This is a genomic window from Paenibacillus sp. BT-177, assembly GCF_025846815.2.
Classification (GTDB): domain Bacteria; phylum Bacillota; class Bacilli; order Paenibacillales; family Paenibacillaceae; genus Paenibacillus; species Paenibacillus polymyxa_C.
The window spans coordinates 88,781-106,395 of record NZ_JAOYTP010000009.1 but is presented as its reverse complement, the minus strand read 5'-3'; the positions used below and the strand labels follow the sequence as shown (position 1 = coordinate 106,395).

The 17,615-nt window shown below is 46.3% G+C and carries 18 protein-coding genes; 13 read left to right on the top strand and 5 right to left on the bottom strand.

What is annotated here, in order from left to right; translation table 11 throughout:
* The first annotated feature begins 83 nt into the window (after nucleotides 1-83).
* A complete protein-coding gene (locus tag OIU26_RS21365; RefSeq protein WP_025678034.1) occupies nucleotides 84-650 on the top strand; it encodes an NAD(P)H-dependent oxidoreductase in 567 nt (188 codons plus the stop codon).
* Nucleotides 651-785: 135 nt separating this feature from the next.
* Here the strand turns inward: OIU26_RS21365 and OIU26_RS21360 are convergent, their stop codons facing one another.
* Nucleotides 786-1,322 (bottom strand): hypothetical protein, encoded by a 537-nt coding sequence (locus OIU26_RS21360; RefSeq protein ID WP_264217941.1) that lies wholly within the window; start codon nucleotides 1,320-1,322, stop codon nucleotides 786-788.
* A 416-nt stretch (nucleotides 1,323-1,738) separates the two neighbouring features.
* The gene (locus OIU26_RS21355; protein ID WP_264217940.1) at nucleotides 1,739-2,203 is read right to left on the bottom strand and encodes an AbrB/MazE/SpoVT family DNA-binding domain-containing protein; all 465 of its coding nucleotides are present in this window, start codon (nucleotides 2,201-2,203) and stop codon (nucleotides 1,739-1,741) included.
* A gap of 249 nt (nucleotides 2,204-2,452) precedes the next feature.
* On the opposite strand from OIU26_RS21355, the gene OIU26_RS21350 reads away from it, so the two are divergent.
* The 3 genes from OIU26_RS21350 (at nucleotide 2,453) to OIU26_RS21340 (ending at nucleotide 4,817) form a co-directional block, all read left to right on the top strand.
* A complete protein-coding gene (locus OIU26_RS21350) occupies nucleotides 2,453-3,325 on the top strand; it encodes a transcriptional regulator (protein ID WP_264217939.1) in 873 nt (290 codons plus the stop codon).
* Nucleotides 3,326-3,439: 114 nt separating this feature from the next.
* Nucleotides 3,440-3,811, top strand: coding sequence for a MerR family transcriptional regulator (locus OIU26_RS21345; RefSeq protein WP_013369358.1), 372 nt, complete (start codon nucleotides 3,440-3,442; stop codon nucleotides 3,809-3,811).
* Nucleotides 3,812-4,052: 241 nt separating this feature from the next.
* A complete protein-coding gene (locus OIU26_RS21340; RefSeq protein ID WP_102999223.1) occupies nucleotides 4,053-4,817 on the top strand; it encodes a MerR family transcriptional regulator in 765 nt (254 codons plus the stop codon).
* Between the two features lie 98 nt (nucleotides 4,818-4,915).
* Here OIU26_RS21340 and OIU26_RS21335 read toward each other — a convergent pair whose 3' ends face one another.
* On the bottom strand, nucleotides 4,916-5,392 hold the full coding sequence (locus OIU26_RS21335; RefSeq protein ID WP_264217938.1) for a hypothetical protein: 477 nt from the start codon (nucleotides 5,390-5,392) through the stop codon (nucleotides 4,916-4,918).
* 90 nt (nucleotides 5,393-5,482) lie between these two features.
* A complete protein-coding gene (locus tag OIU26_RS21330) occupies nucleotides 5,483-5,962 on the bottom strand; it encodes a GAF domain-containing protein (RefSeq protein ID WP_064961770.1) in 480 nt (159 codons plus the stop codon).
* Between the two features lie 176 nt (nucleotides 5,963-6,138).
* On the opposite strand from OIU26_RS21330, the gene OIU26_RS21325 reads away from it, so the two are divergent.
* The 9 genes from OIU26_RS21325 (at nucleotide 6,139) to OIU26_RS21285 (ending at nucleotide 16,960) form a co-directional block, all read left to right on the top strand.
* Nucleotides 6,139-7,152, top strand: coding sequence for a hypothetical protein (locus OIU26_RS21325; RefSeq protein ID WP_264217937.1), 1,014 nt, complete (start codon nucleotides 6,139-6,141; stop codon nucleotides 7,150-7,152).
* Between the two features lie 110 nt (nucleotides 7,153-7,262).
* On the top strand, nucleotides 7,263-7,568 hold the full coding sequence (locus tag OIU26_RS21320) for a hypothetical protein (protein WP_264217936.1): 306 nt from the start codon (nucleotides 7,263-7,265) through the stop codon (nucleotides 7,566-7,568).
* A gap of 194 nt (nucleotides 7,569-7,762) precedes the next feature.
* A complete protein-coding gene (locus tag OIU26_RS21315) occupies nucleotides 7,763-8,359 on the top strand; it encodes a GNAT family N-acetyltransferase (protein WP_040102156.1) in 597 nt (198 codons plus the stop codon).
* Nucleotides 8,343-9,098: an energy-coupling factor transporter transmembrane component T family protein gene (locus tag OIU26_RS21310; protein WP_165082944.1), complete on the top strand. Its 756-nt coding sequence runs from the start codon at nucleotides 8,343-8,345 to the stop codon at nucleotides 9,096-9,098. Before OIU26_RS21315 ends, OIU26_RS21310 begins: the two co-directional genes overlap by 17 nt.
* Before the next feature lie 164 nt (nucleotides 9,099-9,262).
* Nucleotides 9,263-9,850, top strand: coding sequence for an ECF transporter S component (locus OIU26_RS21305; protein WP_013369365.1), 588 nt, complete (start codon nucleotides 9,263-9,265; stop codon nucleotides 9,848-9,850).
* A 54-nt stretch (nucleotides 9,851-9,904) separates the two neighbouring features.
* Entirely contained in the window at nucleotides 9,905-11,464 is a 1,560-nt protein-coding gene (locus OIU26_RS21300) for an ABC transporter ATP-binding protein (RefSeq protein ID WP_264217935.1), read from the top strand.
* A gap of 174 nt (nucleotides 11,465-11,638) precedes the next feature.
* On the top strand, nucleotides 11,639-13,153 hold the full coding sequence (locus OIU26_RS21295; protein ID WP_264217934.1) for an MDR family MFS transporter: 1,515 nt from the start codon (nucleotides 11,639-11,641) through the stop codon (nucleotides 13,151-13,153).
* Between the two features lie 609 nt (nucleotides 13,154-13,762).
* A complete protein-coding gene (locus OIU26_RS21290; RefSeq protein WP_165082940.1) occupies nucleotides 13,763-15,262 on the top strand; it encodes a glycoside hydrolase family 68 protein in 1,500 nt (499 codons plus the stop codon).
* 105 nt (nucleotides 15,263-15,367) lie between these two features.
* Complete coding sequence (locus OIU26_RS21285; RefSeq protein ID WP_264217933.1) at nucleotides 15,368-16,960, top strand: glycoside hydrolase family 32 protein; 1,593 nt, start codon at nucleotides 15,368-15,370, stop codon at nucleotides 16,958-16,960.
* A gap of 119 nt (nucleotides 16,961-17,079) precedes the next feature.
* On the opposite strand, the gene OIU26_RS21280 is transcribed toward OIU26_RS21285, so the two are convergent.
* A complete protein-coding gene (locus tag OIU26_RS21280) occupies nucleotides 17,080-17,544 on the bottom strand; it encodes a MarR family winged helix-turn-helix transcriptional regulator (RefSeq protein WP_013369372.1) in 465 nt (154 codons plus the stop codon).
* Nucleotides 17,545-17,615: the final 71 nt, after the last annotated feature.

Here is a 17,615-nt window from a genome sequence, read left to right as displayed (position 1 = left end):
GATAAAGATTCAGTTAGATGAAGAAGTATGAAGTTATGTAATTGATCAATCACTCATTTTATTTGTAAATGGAGGAGAAAAAGATGAAACATCTTATTATTTACGCGCATCCATCTGAGGGAAGCTTTAATCATGCAATTTTGACCACTGCAGTGGAGGGGCTAAAGCAAAAAGGACATGATGTGGTGGTTCGTGATCTGTATGATATCGGCTTTCAACCTGTAGTCAGCAGTAGCGAGATTATTGGAGGAATCGGAGAAGATATTGTGCGGGAACAGCAGTTTTTGCAATGGGCAGAGGTGATCACCTTTATTTATCCGATTTGGTGGACGGGGATGCCAGCCATCATGAAGGGATATATTGACCGCGTATTCTCTTACGGATTTGCTTACAAATATGTAAACGGGGTGCAGATGGGACTGCTCAAGGGGAAGAAGGTCATCATCCTCAACACACAAGGGAAATCACATGCGGAATATGCCAGCAATGGCATGGATCAAGCACTTCGCTTGACGTCCGATAAAGGTATATTTGAATATTGCGGACTTGACGTTATGTATCATATATTTTTCGAGTCGGTACCCCAATCCGATGAAGATACACGTAAAGAGTGGCTTTACCAGATTGCAGACATGGCCAGCAAGGCTTAATGGAAATGTGTTCTCAGGAAAGAAGGCAACGCGTGCATCTGCAGGCGTTGCCTTTTTGCTCGGTGCAATATTGAATGTGTTCCAACCAACACTCGCTCATGGCAAGCATCAATTTGCTACACTAAGGGATGGGTATTAGTTTTTCCGATTTTTCCGATTAGCACTATGAGATCCTCTGGAGGGCCATTGTGACCCGCTTCCCTGACCGCCGCCTTGCCCATGAGGAGGCCACCACTGCGACCCACCGCCCTGACCGCCACCTTGCCCATGAGGAGGCCACCACTGCGATCCACCGCTCTGACCGCCACCTTGCCCATGGGGAGGCCACCACTGCGACCCACCGCCCTGGCCGCCGCCTTGCCCATGAGGAGGCCAATGCGATCCACCACCTTGACCGCCGCCTTGGCCACCGCTTTGTCCTGCAACAGAAGGCATACTTGGATAGGGACCTTGTGCCTGACTGATTTGAGTAACGTCAATATAAGACTGTGTACCGTTAGGATATAGCACTAACATTGATTTATTTACGGGATCTACACTTTTTACGAAAGCAACAATCTGTTGACCATTCACAGTAAATATCCCCCATAAATTAACAAAATTACCCACTTCAGTAGTGGTTGGAAAAAAACCAACCGGTCCCATCGAACGATTAGAAGAATGTTTTGACAAGGTGTGTATCTCTCCTTTAGATTGAATTTTGTGACATCATATGTGCAAACGTACTTGTTGGAATGGGCAATGTTCCTTTAAGATATTTTTTTTAAAACTCAATGTCCCCAAAAAGCATACCTTTACGGGTAAAGCATTTGGATGATTGGAAATAACATAAAATGAATAAATAAACGAAATGACCTTCTTTACATAGAGAAGGTCGTTTCGTTTAATTTAGGCGTTACTATTAATTGGCATTGTCTTCTTAAATAAGGCATAATCGCTTGCAATTCATCCAGTAGTTCTTTATACCTAGTATGGAATTTTCGCATATGCGTTTTGTCGGTTAGCTATGATGCTGCGTATCACGGTTCAAAATTAGCTGTACATGATGAAATCTCTGGTGTATACCTATGTAGGATAGCAAGCTGTAGTTATAGCAATTTTTTGAGCTGGGATATACGGGCTTGGGAAACCTCAAGCATTTTGGCATATTCGTGCTGTGCTGCATTGGGCTGCTTTTGCATTAATTCTTTGAGACTTTCGATCATCTGCTGTGTCGATCGCCGCAGACGTTTGGACTCTTTATTCGACCGTTGTCCGTTGGCTAAAGCCGATTTGGCTGGTCTTAGGACAGGGCTAAAATTTAACCCCTTCTTTAAACTTTCAATACATTCTTTACAAATAAAACTATCTCTAAAATAAGTCAATTGTTCTGCTGAACCACACATTTTACACGTCACCCCGGTATATTTTCGAAAGGCGAGAATACCGGTTTCCTCATCTGCGAAAATCTCAACGGGGTCACCCACATTAAAATCCATAGAAATTCGCATTTCTTTGGGAATGACGATACGGCCTAACGCATCTAGGGGACGTGTCATACCTGTACTTTTCAAATGATAACCTCCTTTTTTTATATCCTTATAATACTAAATAATTATAGTAAAAAAGAATAGGCTTAGAGAAGCAATCGCATATATTAAGTAAACTGTTGAAAAGTATACAAGTAATTCCCAAGATATGTTTTTTTAATCATGGAAAACGTGTTGATGAATTATAGGGGATTACCGATATATATTCAGAATGAATATTCTAGTTGGCGAAGGAATTTTTAGTAATATACGATAAGGAGCTGTGAATTACATATGGCAATCGATTTGGACACTGCTATTCCTGCAGTCATTATAAAGGTCGGCGGATTAGTAGATCAGCCCGAGCAATTCACCGCCGAGGCGAAGAAGGCTGCTGCTATGCTGGGAGAAGAGGCATTGCCTCTATTCCCGCGTTATTTTTTTGGAACTGAGTTGCAGAAGCCTGAGAGTTTGGCGGGAAAGTATGAAGGGTTGGGTGACTGGCTGCATATTCAACAGAATGCTATTTTTGAGATTATCTACAATTACAGGGAAAAGGCGATTCCCATGCTGTATGAGGTGGCGTTCGGGGTGTACGATTGGACGCAGTATAAGGCGGTGCGGATACTAACTCGGTTAGCCCGTGAAGGCCTTCAGACCGACCAGATTGTGGACGATATTATCAGCCATGTCGACGATTTTCGTTATGAGGCACAAATGCCTACATTCTATTTTCTGTCCGGAATGACGGGCAATAAGAAAGTTGCCGCGTTGCTGCAAAGGCATTTCCTTGAGAATCTGGAATACGATCCGATTGATGCCTTTGATATTTTCGAGAATTTGCACCGTTGTTCGCCTGATGTTGCCATGAGACATGCCGATTTTCTCAAAGCCATTGCCCGTGGTGAAGGCCTAGAAGACCGCTCTCCGTTACTGGACGGAGCGATAGGGACTACCGATGAGAACGGCACGCAAGAGTACCACTGGCCTGATGATGAACCTGTCGAAGAGCACCACCAATTACGAGCGGCCATATTTTATTACCAGTTGAATTCTCAGGATGAGGAGGTCAATCGGCTGTTGGATCAATGGGAAGTGAGCCATCCGGAGGAGAATGTAAGGAGTTATATTGGGAAATTGCGAGGGGAAGGACAGGGAGAGAGCTAGCTGTTCAGTTTGTGAATAGGGAAATCCTAATTTTGCACTCTTTTCTATGAAAACTTATACTTATCGTTACAGCTGACTTGAAGCGAAAATACAAGAACGAGGAGGGGATCAACCATGTACTCCATTAAAGAAGTTGAAATCAGGAGCGGATTGCCAGCATCTACCCTTCGTTATTATGAAAAAGAGGGCATTCTACCTGATGTCGGTCGGGATGAAGGTGGGAGAAGGGTATATACCGAGAAACAAATGGATTGGATCAGGTTCCTTATGGCTATGAAAGACACAGGAATGACCATTGAAGAAATTAAGGCATACCTTGAGCTAAATGTAAAAGGAGAAGCCACGATCCAAGAGCGAAGAGATTTCCTGGTTGCTCACAAAAAGAAAGTGGAAGAACATATGGCACAAACGCAACACAATTTGGAGAAAATTATTCAAAAGATCGCTTACTACGATCATGTGGTCATGGGAAAAAGCTTCTCTTAGTAGCCAGATCGAATTGAATATATGAAGCCCCCAGCCTATTTGAAATACGCTGTAGGGCTTTTTTTTGCATAGATATCTAAAGATACCTGCTGTAGGTCGCAAGTATGAAAAATCGTTGGCAATTAGGCGGTTCACAATGTGCTTACAGGGTAAAAGTGTAGTACCAAGGTGGGGAAGTGGGGGTATTGACTCTCACGCCACGTGAGGCTGTAGACTGTGAAAGCAAGGGAGGTGAAGCGGAATGGCTTATACGGTTAAGGAAGTATCTAATCTGTCGGGAATCAGCGTTCGAACTTTGCATTATTATGATGAAATTGGATTGCTGAAACCACATCATATCGGAAATAATGGATATCGCTATTACGAACAGGAACAACTGTTGAGGCTTCAGCAAATCATGGTGTACAGGGAACTGGATTTGCCTTTATCCGAAATTGGCAATGTGCTGGAGCAAACCAAGGAACAAAAGGCTGAGGTTTTGCAGGTGCATCGAGCCAATATTGAGGCCAAGGTCTTCCGCTTGCATACTCTCCTTCAGACCATCGACGAAACGGTGGCTCATTTGAAAGGAGAACAAACGATGGAACCAGAGCAAATGTACCAAGGGTTTAACCCGGAAAAACAAGAAATGTATGAACGTGATCTGACGGAACGTTATGGTTCACAGGTCGAAGAGAAGGTTCAGGAGAGTAAGACTGCGACGACGAACTGGAGCAAAGAGGATTATTTGGATTCGCAGGCAGAGGCAGATCAGATTCATCGGGAGTTGGCTGAAGCCATGAATAAGGGATTGAAGCATAACAGTGCAGAAGTACAGGCGCTGATCCGCCGTCATCTTCAATGGGTAAGCCGATTCTATACCCCTACAGCAGAAATTTATAGCGGGTTGGGAGACTTGTATGTAGAACATGAGGATTTCAGTAAAATGTATGAAGGCTATCACCCTGGGCTGGCTGAGTATTTGCGAGACGGAATGAAGGAGCTGGCCAAGCGGGAATTAACCTAGAGCAACAGCTGATGAAAAGGGCTATAAGTAATATGAAAAAAGGGTGAACAACAAACCAATCGACGGCCTGCTGTTCACCCTTTTTTGTGTAAAGCAGCTTACATGCCGCTTGGTGCTGTTCTCATGCCTTGTTGACTGCTGTTTCCGAACTGTTGCATGTTACTACTGCCTGCAAAATGTTGTCCGGTCGTCCCCATATGTTGCGGAAAGTTGTGATTCATGTGGCTTCCTGTACTAAAGCCGGATGGTTGCATACTACGGGAAGCATAGTTATCGCCAAATCCCGGTTGAGTCATTTGGTTGCTCGAGCGGATGGTGTTTTCCAGCTGACTACACAGTTGAATAACTTGCTGGTATTGCTGCATAGCTTTTTGGTGGTCCTGGATTGCGGTTTGGATCATTTGAGCCGCATTACGTTCACGTTGCATCAGGCTTTCAAGGCTGGATGCATTTTGTTGCTCTTGTTGCAGCAACTGTTGATACATAGCGGTTCCTTGCTGTGTTTGTTGTACCAATTGCTGAATAATTTGTTCACATTGATGAATTTGTTGTTGCGGAGCCATGTTGTTGAACATTGATCATCAATCTCCTTCGCCGGATAGTTTAGGTTTTAGGACCCTCATATATTGTGGCGAAGGAAGAGCATATATATGCACAATTTTTGGTTACAGGCTGGATACCAGAATAGCCGTAAATTCCTCTAGGAATACACGATCTTCGTGATCAAATCGGCCTTTTAGCGGGCTGTCAATGTCCAGCACTCCAATCAGCTCATCGTTCTTGATTAGAGGGATAACGATTTCGCTATTGGAAGCAGCGTCACAGGCGATATGTCCTGGAAATGCATGTACATCGTCAATGACAAGTGTTCGCCGTTCAGCTGCTGCGGTACCGCAAACGCCGCGCCCCAGTGGAATCCGTATACATGCGGGTAAACCCTGGAAGGGACCTAGTACAAGCTCGGTCCCATCATAAAGATAGAAGCCACTCCAGTTCACATCTGGAAGAAAGTGACCCAGTAACGCTGAAGCGTTCGCTAAATTGGCAATCCTATTGGATTCATCGTGAACAAGTGCCCGGAGTTGTCCGAGAACGGATTCGAATTGTTCCTGACGTGTTCCTTCGTAAGGGATAGTTTGAAACATGTAGAGTCCACGCTCCTAACATTAATTTTCCTCAAATCTCATTTACCATCGGTTAATTAATTTAAGATATAACGATTGTATACATTCAGTCAACTGAAAAATTCTCTGTAACCTTTGGCTAGTCTCCGTAATCTAATCTCTGGACAGAAAAAATAAGGGAGAAGGAGTTTTATATTATGAAAAAGGTATATTACACACTCACCTCCGCGGTGGTGGCGAGTTTGATTCTGACGGCTGTTCCGGTATCGGCAGTATATGGAGCTTCAACGAAAAATACCCAACCTGCACAAGCTGCAACAGGGGCATCATCCCTAAAAGAAGTGGATGCTAAAATTGTACAAAAGGCGCAAGAGCATTTAAAAGCAGCAACAGGCAAAAGCTATACGTTTAGTGGGGCAAAGAAATGGAGTATGGGTAACGAGAACGGTTGGGATTTCAGTATAAAAGGTGTGGAACACGGTCAAGTCATGGTTACCAAGAAGGGTGAATTAGAACGTATATATGTAGATCAATCCTGGGGAGAGCTCAAGGATAGCTACAAACAGCAACTTCAAGCCGCATTGAAAAGCGTTCTCCAGGAACCAGAAGCAAGCAAAATACCGGAAAACGTAAATATTTCAGTGGATAAAAGCCCGGAGTATCCTAAAGGTGCAGTAGATTTATATACCAGAATCGATAATAACACTATTATTCTGCGGGAGGGTAAAGTGCTGCGCACAGTAAAGATGCTTGCCAAGCAGGAGATAGATGAAAACGCACTGAAGGCGGCAAGCGGTGTCTTCGCTGGTCTGGAGGGCGTGAAACAGGGAGCGTTGAATGAACCAACCCAGCTTGTCACTGAGAATGGAAAGACCGTGTATAACCTGATGTTTGGTACTGGAGCGAATCCGGTGTTTGTGAATGTCGAAAAAGGTACGAACAAAGTAACCAAGGTTGCGGCATATGAATTGCAGGACACGGCTGCGAATTATAAAGAAGCCTACAAAAAAATGAAATCATACAGCGAGGCTCAACTGCTGAAAAATGCAGCTGGGCAATCCAAGGAGCTTCTGAAGGTTGACCTGACGGGCTATAAAGCAAAACTAGATCCCAAGTTGACGGCTGTCGTGCATTTTACGAAAAGTGGATCTCCATCTCTAATCGGTACCTTTAATTCAAAGGGTCAATTTTATGAACTGGGATTTAAGTAATAATAGAGAGCAATTCTCTGCAAGGGTTATCCCTCATCTGTTTCCAGCTGTCCTCCAAAGGGTAAAAACAGTATAATATTGTTGGCCTAAGCCAGGGAGGAGCTAAAACGATGCATGCAGATGTTCAGAACTTGTTTATCCGTATACAGATGCTTTCTTACGCACAGCAGAACGATTTGACGGTGAGTGATGTACAACCGTTGCTCGAAGAACGCGGGTACCGTGTAGGTGAACGAGAGGTCAAGCAGGAACTGGAAAACCTGACACAGGAAAACTTTCTGACACCGCATGATGATATGTTCAGCCTTACCGGCGCAGGGATCGAGGAGTTGCAGGAAATACAGTCGATGCTGGGCGTATTGTACGAGGATGTTGTGAAAAATCCAGCGCATGTCACTACCCGTGCCTCTTCGTAAAAGTAATCACAGTTAGTGCCATAAAAAGTCTCATCAAGTTGAATGCAGTCCTCTTCAATCCTGATTTAGGAAGTGGAGGGCTATTTTTCATAGATAAAGCTTGTCCAATTTTAAAGGAGGTTGTGTTTGTTGGAGGTGTATGCTTAAATGTAGCGTATATTTGTTGTATTTTGATGCTGGAAGGATGATGTAACATGTGTGCATATGCATGTAAGGGGCATATACCATTGCTGGAAAGCCCGCGTCTTCGGCTGCGAAGGATGGAAAGTCGGGATGCGGCTACGATGTTCGCTTGCTGGTCTGACCCGGAGGTTCACCGTTATATGAATCTTTCCGGTATGTCAGGACGTGAGGATGCTGAGGATATGATTGGGCTGTTGAATGAGCTGGCGAAGACGGAGGATGCGCTGCGCTGGGGGATCGAGCTGAAGGACAACGGGAAGCTGATTGGAAGCTGCGGCTTTAATTATTGGCAGACAGAGGGAGCTTATAAAGCCGAGATTGGCTATGAGTTGGCCAAGCCTTATTGGCGACAGGGCTATATGACGGAGGCGCTTCGCTTGGTGCTTTCATTCGGATATGGCACGATCCGATTAAATCGGATCGAAGCGCTGGTGGACCCGCGCAATACAGGCTCGCAAGCCCTGCTGTCCTCGATGGGCTGGACCCAGGAAGGGCTGTTACGGCAGGTACAGCATACATCTACAGGTTTTAAGGATATGCTGATGTACTCATTACTGCATGAAGAATGGCTCAGACTGGAGGTACAACGAAATGCTGTTTCAGTATAACGGCGGTTCGTCGCCGCTGCACAGGCTTGGACCGTTAAGTAAGCTTATATGGGTGGGATGCTTTAGCCTCCTGTCGATGTCATGGGATTCGACGCTACGGGAAGCGGCACTCTTGGCGGTACTGATCGCTGTGGCTGGCTTAGGTGCACGGTTGACCCTTGCACGACAACTTCGCGCTATGTCGTTCCTGATTGGTTTAGGGATTCCATATTTTATACTGTCTATCCTAGCGATTCGAGAAGGGCATGAAGTGGCTTCATGGGGACCCATTGTGATTACAGCTGAGGGACTGGATATCGCGGGGGCGTTAACGCTGCGGATTTTTGTCTTGTTTTTGGCATCCTATATCTATCTCTCGACGACCGATCCCCGGGATTTTGTGCAGGCTCTGAATCTTCGCTTGCGTGTGCCTTATCGATTTGCGTTCGGTATATCAGTAGCGCTGACGTTCCTGCCCCTATTGGAAGAAGAGGGGCGTACAATTATGGCTGCACGACGTGTCCGTGGACAGGAGCCACCACGAGGATGGAGCAATCGGTTATCATGGTGGAGCGGGTATGCGGCTGTTGTGTTGGTGAATGCTGTGAGACGGGTTCAGCAGACGGCACTGGCTATGGAGGGCAAAGGTTTTGGCGCATATGCAGAACGGACGTATCTTCGAACACTGAAGAATGGGCGTTTAGGCTACGTATATGCTGTGATTGCTGTATTCGCTACGGCTGTTTTATGGTGGGTATGATAAAGAAGCAGCCCCTTTTTTTTTGTTCTTATTGTCAACTCGTTAAATAAAATTAGGTTGACAATGAGACAACGGATGAATACATTTATACAGTAACAGTTTGTACAAGGGCCAGAGTCTATGACCTTGTATACTAGATTATGGAGAGGAGTCAAGAAATATATATGAAAGAATCTCGTATTTTTGCCAAGTTTACAACGCTGGATATCGTGTTAATGGCTATGCTGGCTACGTTGAACGGCGTCATGACTGTGTATTTGTCGATGATTAACAAAACGTTAAATAGTCTGGGAGGGCCTATTGCAACTTCCGCTATCGTCGGGCTGTACATGATATATGGTTTGCTGGCCTATTATATTATTCGTAAGCCAGGTACGGCGGTAATTGCTTATGCCTTTGGCGCAGTAGTGCAGTCTTTTATGGGCTCTGCCTATGGAATTGCGTCTATCATCGCGGCGGCTGTCTGCTATATGGTTGTGGCGGAACTGGTATTTGCTCTTTTGCGATATCGCCGCTGGAACACAGTTTCACTGATGCTGGCGGGCGGAGCCATGGTTCCGCTGTGGTTTATCGTGGCAGCCAATATGTTTGGCTATATGCATTGGGGATGGAAGGTGCTGACGATTGCACTGGTCGTTCGTATCCTGAGCGGCATTGTCCTGTGTGGTCTGCTGACGAAAGTACTGGGCGATGCCTTAAATGGAACGGGGCTGTTAAAACGCTTTGAACTGGGACGCGCTTCACGTGCATAACCAAGGCTATGCATGGCTATAGCTTGAACAATAGGGATCGAGGGTATTTCGGTTATGAATGAACGTAGTGATCATGCTTTTGAGAATAGAGTGGCCGTGTCCTTGAGGAATTTTGGCTATCGGTATGATGACCAGGTGGAGCCAGCGTTACATGGTCTGACGCTGGACATTGCGGTGGGCGAGCATGTAGCCATTGTTGGAGCTAGCGGAAGTGGAAAGTCTACGCTGTGCCAGCTGCTTCATGGCGGGTTGTCCCGTTCTGGCGAGGGTGAACGGACGGGAGAGCTGACCGTGTACGGGATGGACCCCGACACCGCTGAATTGGCTACGGTCGCCACCACTGTCGGCGTCGTGCTTCAGGACCCGGATGCCCAGCTAGTGCAGGGAATCGTCGAAGACGAAATTGCTTTTGGACCGGAGAATCTGCGCGTGCCTCCGGCAGAAATAGAGCAGCGCCTTGCCGCTGCACTGGAGGCCGTCGGCCTGGCATCCGAGCGCAGCTCCTTCGTGCGGCGCCTCTCGGGAGGCCAGCGCCAACGCACCGCCATTGCAGCGGTGCTGGCGCTGGAAGCGCCGCTGGTCGTGTTCGACGACGCAGCTGCGCAGTTGGACCCGCCGGCTGTACGGGACTTCGTCCTGCTATGTCGGCGGCTCCATGCCGCAGGCCGGACGGTGATCACTGCGTCCGGCCGTATAGATGATGGCGCGCGTGCAGCACAGCGCGTCATCGTGCTGAAGGGCGGGACTATGCTGATGCAAGGCCCGCCCGAAGAGCTGCTGCGCGAGCATGGGGCGCAGCTGGCAGCCTGGGGGCTGCTCCCCTCTTCCGCAGGGAGGGAAGACATGCCGCGTGAGCCGGGGGGGAATTCCGGCTCGGCGGCTAACTGCGCTGGGCAGCCGTTGCTGGAGGTGAAGGGATTGCCCTTCACCTACCCCGGCAGCCAGCGCCCGGCGCTCAAGGGTGTGAGTCTTGCCCTTGCGCCTGGCGAACGAGCCGTAATGCTGGGCGAGAACGGCTCTGGCAAAACCACGCTGGGCAAGCTGCTTATGGGTCTACTCCCCGCACCGAAGGGATGCATGTGGTGGGAGGGGCAGGATATGGCGAAGCTGCCCATTCATCAACTGGCAGCCGGGATCGGTTATGTGTTCCAGCAACCAGAGCATCAGTTTGCAGCTGCAACGGTGTGGGAAGAGTGCTTGTACAGCGTGCGCGCCAAGTTTGGTTTACGGATCGGAGATCCGATTCCCGCCGCCTATGAGGAACGGGCGCATCGCTTACTGGCAGCCGCCAGGCTGGATCACAGGCTGGAGGCCTCTCCGTACCTGCTAAGTGGAGGCGAAAAAAGGCTTTTGAGCGTTGCGGCACAGTTCATCTTACCCAAAAAACTTTACATTTTGGATGAACCGACTGCGGGAACGGATTACGAAGGGGCGAATAGCCTGCTCCGTATGTGTACAGAGCAGGCTGCTGAGGGCGCGGCTTTTCTAATCATTACCCATGATATACAGATAGCTGAACGCTTTGCCAGCCATGTTCTCCGTATGGAAGAGGGGTATCTCTATAAAACGGAAGATAGCGGGAGTTATCATACGATTACAGTTGACAAAAATTAAGGATATGTAGACAATAATATATATACATCGTACACAACAGGCGGCCTATATAGGCCGCCTGTTTACGATTATGCAGTGCGGGTAATCATCCAAGCTGGGAAGGAAAAACCGTACAGATACAACACAGTTTTTACAAGGAAAGGATTTGTGATTTGCTTGGGAAACGATGAACCTATGAAGCGCGGGCTCGTGCTGACAGGTGTTCTATTGGCCACTTTTCTGGCCGCGATTGAAGGAACGGTTATCGGTCCAGCAGGACCGACAATTGTTAGTGAACTGGGCAGTGTGAGTTTGCTCAGCTGGATTTTTACGGCATATTTGCTGACGATGGCTGTAACCACGCCTATTTTCGGCAAGCTTAGCGATTTGTTTGGCCGAAAACCCATTTTTCTAATTGGATGCTCGTTATTTGTACTTGGCTCTTTGCTTTGTATGCTGGCTGGTAGTATGGAGCAGCTTATTTTATACCGGGCTATTCAAGGGATTGGAGCAGGCGGTGTCATTCCTGTTACCTTTACCATTATCGGTGATATATACAAAATGGAGGAACGTGGTAAAGTCCAAGGCATGATCAGCTCGGTATGGGGGATTTCTTCCCTTGTCGGGCCTCTCTTGGGCGGTTACGTGGTCACCTATTTTGGCTGGGAATGGATTTTTGGCTTTAACGTTCCCTTTGGATTTCTGGCTATGTTCTTCATCGCCCGTTACCTGCGGGAACAGGTAAGCAAGCGTACCGCACGTATCGACGTGGCGGGAGCAGTTACCTTTACCATCGGGATGACGGCACTCTTGCTCGTATTGGCCCTGGGGGGACAGTATATCGACTGGACTTCTCCTGAATTGCTGGCCTTGGCTGCGGTGGCTATTTTGTTCCTGGTTTTGTTTTTGGTTATCGAAAAGCGCGCTCAGGAACCGATGGTGCCTCTGAAGTTGTTTCGAATACGGGATATCGCTTTTTCCTGTGCCGCTGCACTACTCGTCAGTACCCTGCTAATCGGGCTGACTAGCTATCTTCCACTATGGATTCAGGGCGTACACGGTGGAGATGCCGCTTCATCTGGTCTTGCACTGGCACCAATGTCCGTAGGCTGGCTGTTTGGCTCCATGATCGGTGGACGCATTTTGCTGACGCTGGGCTCGCGTCGAACCTCTTTGATCGGGCTGACCCTGATTGTATTGGGAGCTTTCGTCATGACCTTGATGGACCAAACGGCTCCGATCTGGCTGCTGTTCCTGTCTACATTATTGTATGGACTGGGATTCGGCTTCTCGATGACCGTGTTCACGATTATTGCTCAGTCCTCGGTCGGATTCCAGCTGCGTGGCGCATCTACAGCCTTGAATACGTTCCTGCGCACGTTGGGACAAACAATTGGGGTTGCAGCCTTCGGTTCATGGCTGAATTATCGCATTGCTGCCCAGACAGCGGACGGACAGCTCACTCAGCAAGGGGTTACGCAGGAGGATATCAATGGTCTGCTGGCCCCGCATGCTTCACAGAGTCTAAGTGACAAGGTTGCCGGATTACTCCGGTCTGTACTGGAAAACAGTCTGCATTCCCTGTTCGTGATCATGGTCGTTATTGCAGTGATTAGCTGGTTTGTTGTCCTCGGCTTGCGGAACCGCCCACCGGGTACGGAAGAAGAGGCAGATCAGCGTATAAAGGCACCACAAAGAGAACACGCATAAAAAATAATATACTTCTTTCATTATAAGAGACAGTCCGGTACACCAATAAGGGGCCGGGCTGTTTCTTTATGCTAAGGTCTCTTCTCCTACTGATTCAGCAAAATAGCCACCTCGTATAGGACCGATAAATTCCCCAGTATATAAAAAAGAAAATAAAACCCCCTAGAGATTGCGATATATTCATATCGAATAGGTAACGAAATGGTAAAAAAGTCTTAAAAAATTGTAACTAAAAATTTGTTTCTGTATTGAGCCGTACAGTACTAAGGAACCATTTTTTTGAACCCGCTTCCAAATCGGGCTTTGTATGATTTATTTTAGAACGATTTTGCATGTGAATGAAGCAACCAACCAAGCAAAATGGGATACGAAAAAAAATCAAGTAACAAATTTTTCTGAATGTAATAAGAATGAAAAAAAAGGGGTTTTCAGAAAATTACTAGGAAAATATGAGGATAAAATTTATAGAGAAATCTGTTTTCTTCCCTCACATAATAGGGATTTTCAGTCTATATCAATCGTTTGACATACCATATAAAATGGCCCTACCAACCAAAAAATTGGGTTTCAAATCTAGAAAGCATAATCAGATTAAGGGAGATGGATTACTTGAAGTTTAACAAATGGTTTAGTAAAGCAGCCACTGCAACAGTAGCAACTACCTTACTGTTAGGAGGCGGCGTTCAGGCTTTTGCAAAGGGAAATGACGAGGCAGATACCAAAGCAGACAGTGCATTTACCCAAATTACGCGTAGTGACATGCTGAATATTTTCAAACAGCAAGGTAAAGAGAAATATGAGGTTCCGTCCTTCGATGCCTCTACAATTAAAAATATTCCTTCTGCTATTGGTCACGATAGCTCAGGCAAGCAGATTGATCTGGATGTCTGGGACAGCTGGCCGTTACAAAATGCCGATGGCACAGTGGCTAATTACAAGGGATATAATATCGTTTTTGGATTGGCAGGCGATCCTAAAAGAGGCGAGGATACATTTATATATCTGTTCTATCAAAAAGCGGGTGATACTTCACTGAGCGGCTGGAAAAATGCTGGTAGAGTATTTAAAGACAATGATAAACTGCTCTCCAACGATCCGATTCTCAAAAATCAGTCAGAAGAATGGTCCGGCTCAGCTACCTTAACCTCTGATGGACAAGTACGTTTATTCTATACCAGCAGACAGCCGTATGACCCGAATAACAAATTATACGGCAAGCAAACCTTGAGCACGGCTCAAATTAATGTCTCTCAGCCTGATGATAAGACACTGAAAGTAGATGGAGTCGAGGATTTGAAATCGATCTATGACGGTGGAGATGGGAAAACCTATCAAAATGTACAGCAAAGCGTCGGAATAGATATGGATAATCATACTCTTCGAGACCCTCACTATGTCGAGGATCAAGGCCACAAATATATTATATTTGAAGCCAACACAGGAACAGAGACAGGCTATCAGGGCGAAGATTCGATTCAAAACCCAGCTTATTATGGCGGCAATAAGAATTTCTTCAAGGAAGAGCAACAAAACCTGCTGCAAAGTCCTAAGAAAAAGGGAGCTGAGCTGGCGAACGGCGCACTGGGCATCGTTGAATTGAATGATGATTATACGTTGAAAAATGTAATGCCTCCTTTGATTGCATCCAATCTGGTAACAGATGAAATTGAACGGGCGAATGTGTTCAAAATGAACGGTTTGTGGTATTTATTTACGAGTACAAGAGGTTCTAAGGTGACTGTAGATGCGATCGGTGACGATGATATTTACATGCTGGGTTATGTTTCGACTTCCTTGACAGGGCCTTATAAACCGTTGAATGGAACCGGTCTCGTTCTTCATCAGGATCTGGATCGTGATGATATTACCTGGACGTATGCCCATTTTGCTATCCCGCAAGGCAAAGGCAATAACGTAGTCGTTTCGAGTTATATGACCAATCGTGGGCTTTTCCCGGATCACAAATCTACTTTTGCGCCAAGCTTCCTGCTGAATATTAAAGGTTCGAAAACCTCTGTTGTGAAAAACGGTATTCTGGAACAAGGGCAAATCACGATTGATCCAGCGAATGACAAAAAAGAACACCAAAATGAGTACGGAAAGAAATAAGTAGGTATTTAAGCAGTATGTCCGAAGGCGGCAGTCGGTAGCAACCCGATCTGTCGTCCGTCGGACGATACATAACGATGCAATGAAGTAAGGAGGATCGTCATAATGAGAAAAAAAGCTCCCAAGAACATTTGGATACGATCCGTAGTAGTCATCACAGGCTTAACGATATTCATAGCTATGGGATGGAATATGTACCAACAGGATGCTGTCAACCCCCCTAAACCTGCTGCAACTCCAAAAAATCAAGCAAATCAAAGTAAGCATTCAACACCGACCTACCGGGCAGCCTACCATTTTACCGTTCCGGATAAGTGGAAAAATGATCCGCAGCGGCCGATTTATATGGATGGAAAATATCATTATTATTATTTATATAATCGTGATTACCCTCATAAGAACGGTACAGAATGGCGCCATGCAACATCGACCGATCTGGTTCATTGGAAAGATGAAGGGGTGGCGATTCCCAAATATACAAACCCGAATGGAGATCCTTGGTCCGGTTCGGTCGTGATCGACGATCATGGCACCGCTGGTTTTGGAAAAGGAGCACTTGTAGCCATTGTCACACAGCCCTCAGCAGATGGAGGAAAGCAGGAACAATTTCTGTGGTACAGTAAGGATAAAGGCAAGACGTTTACTTCTTACCGCAACAAGCCTGTGATGTCCAACCCTGGTACGAAGGATTTCAGAGATCCCAAGATCGTCCGGGATACTGGGCGTAATCAATGGGTGATGGTCATGGCAGAGGGAACGAAGATTGGCTTTTATAAGTCTAAGAATTTAAAAGATTGGCAGTTTACGAGTGGCTTTCAAACGGAAAATATCGGGCTTGTGGAATGTCCTGACCTTTATCAGATGCGCGCGGATGATGGGACCTATCAATGGATTCTGGGCGCGAGCGCCAATAGTAAACCAACCGGCGGACCCAACACGTATGCCTATTGGACGGGAGATTTTAATGGAGAAGCATTTCTCCCTGATCGCAATGATCCTGATTGGCTGGATTATGGCTTTGACTGGTATGGTGCGGTTACGTTCGAGGATGGCAAAGCCAAAGACCAATACAGTCACCGTTATGCGCTGGCCTGGATGAACAATTGGGATTATGCTAATAACACGCCTACCCTAAAAGAAGGCTTTAATGGAATGGATTCGGTTGTTCGCCAAATTCGGTTGAAGCGTACATCTGATGTCGGCTATCGCTTGATTTCACAGCCTGTACCAGCTTTGGAGCAATTCCCCATCGCAACGGAATCATTGGGGAAGATCCAAGTAGATGGGACTCACACGCTTCCGGTAGCAGGTGATGCCTATCAGTTAGAGGCGGATGTATCTTGGTCAACGATCAAAAATACAGGATTGAGGCTTCGAGAGTCTGCGGATGGCAAGCGTCATGTAGATGTGGGTGTTTCGGTGGAGGGTCAATACTCTTATGTAAACAGAGCGAACACCGGGCAGCCGGATCAGAGTGGAAAATATGTAGAGAGTAAGGCGCCTTTTGATACCAACAAGAAAAATGTCCACTTGAAGATTCTCGTCGATAAAACCAGCATCGAAGTCTTTGTAGATGATGGAGAAGTAGCTTATTCCTCCTTAATATTTCCACGCTTAGAGGATCGGGGAATTACTCTTTTTTCAGAAGGCGGTAAGGCTATTTTTAATAATGTAATAATCAAACATTTTAGTCATTAAAAAAGTCCACCCATGAATAAAAGGGTGGACTTTTCTGTGTAAATCTAAATTTTCGTTTAGCACAGCTATAAGATTGTTCGTTTATTCACAAACGATCAGTTGCTAAAATACTATTCATTCTATTTGTGATAAGGTGACAGATTATCAGCGCTACGGCCCAATTTTTTGAGCAAGCCGATGAGTTGATCTCTTTCGGTTTCGCTGATTCCGCTAAAGGCACGTTCAATCTGACGTGTATAATCAGGATAAATTTCGTCCATGACGCGTTGTCCTTCGTCCGTCAATTCTGCATATATAATACGACGATCTTGGTCGCACGGGTGACGGTGCAAATAACCACGGCTCTCCAGCTTGTCGATCACATAAGTGACATTTCCGCTTTGCAGAAGCAGTTTGGCTCCAATTTGTTGAATTGGCTGTGCTCCCTTGTGATATAAAACTTCCATCACGGCGAAGGCCGTTGGGTTGAAGCCCACCGTTTTGATGCCAGCAACCGCATGTTCGTTTACACTTTTGAATGACTTGGCAAACACGCTATACAAATGCATGGATTGCTGTGTCACCAATGTTCGGTAATCTATCATCTTCATTCCGCCTTTATGTATGGATTTGGGCATCCTTTGACCGCTCGGTTCGGATGACCGGGCAACCATAC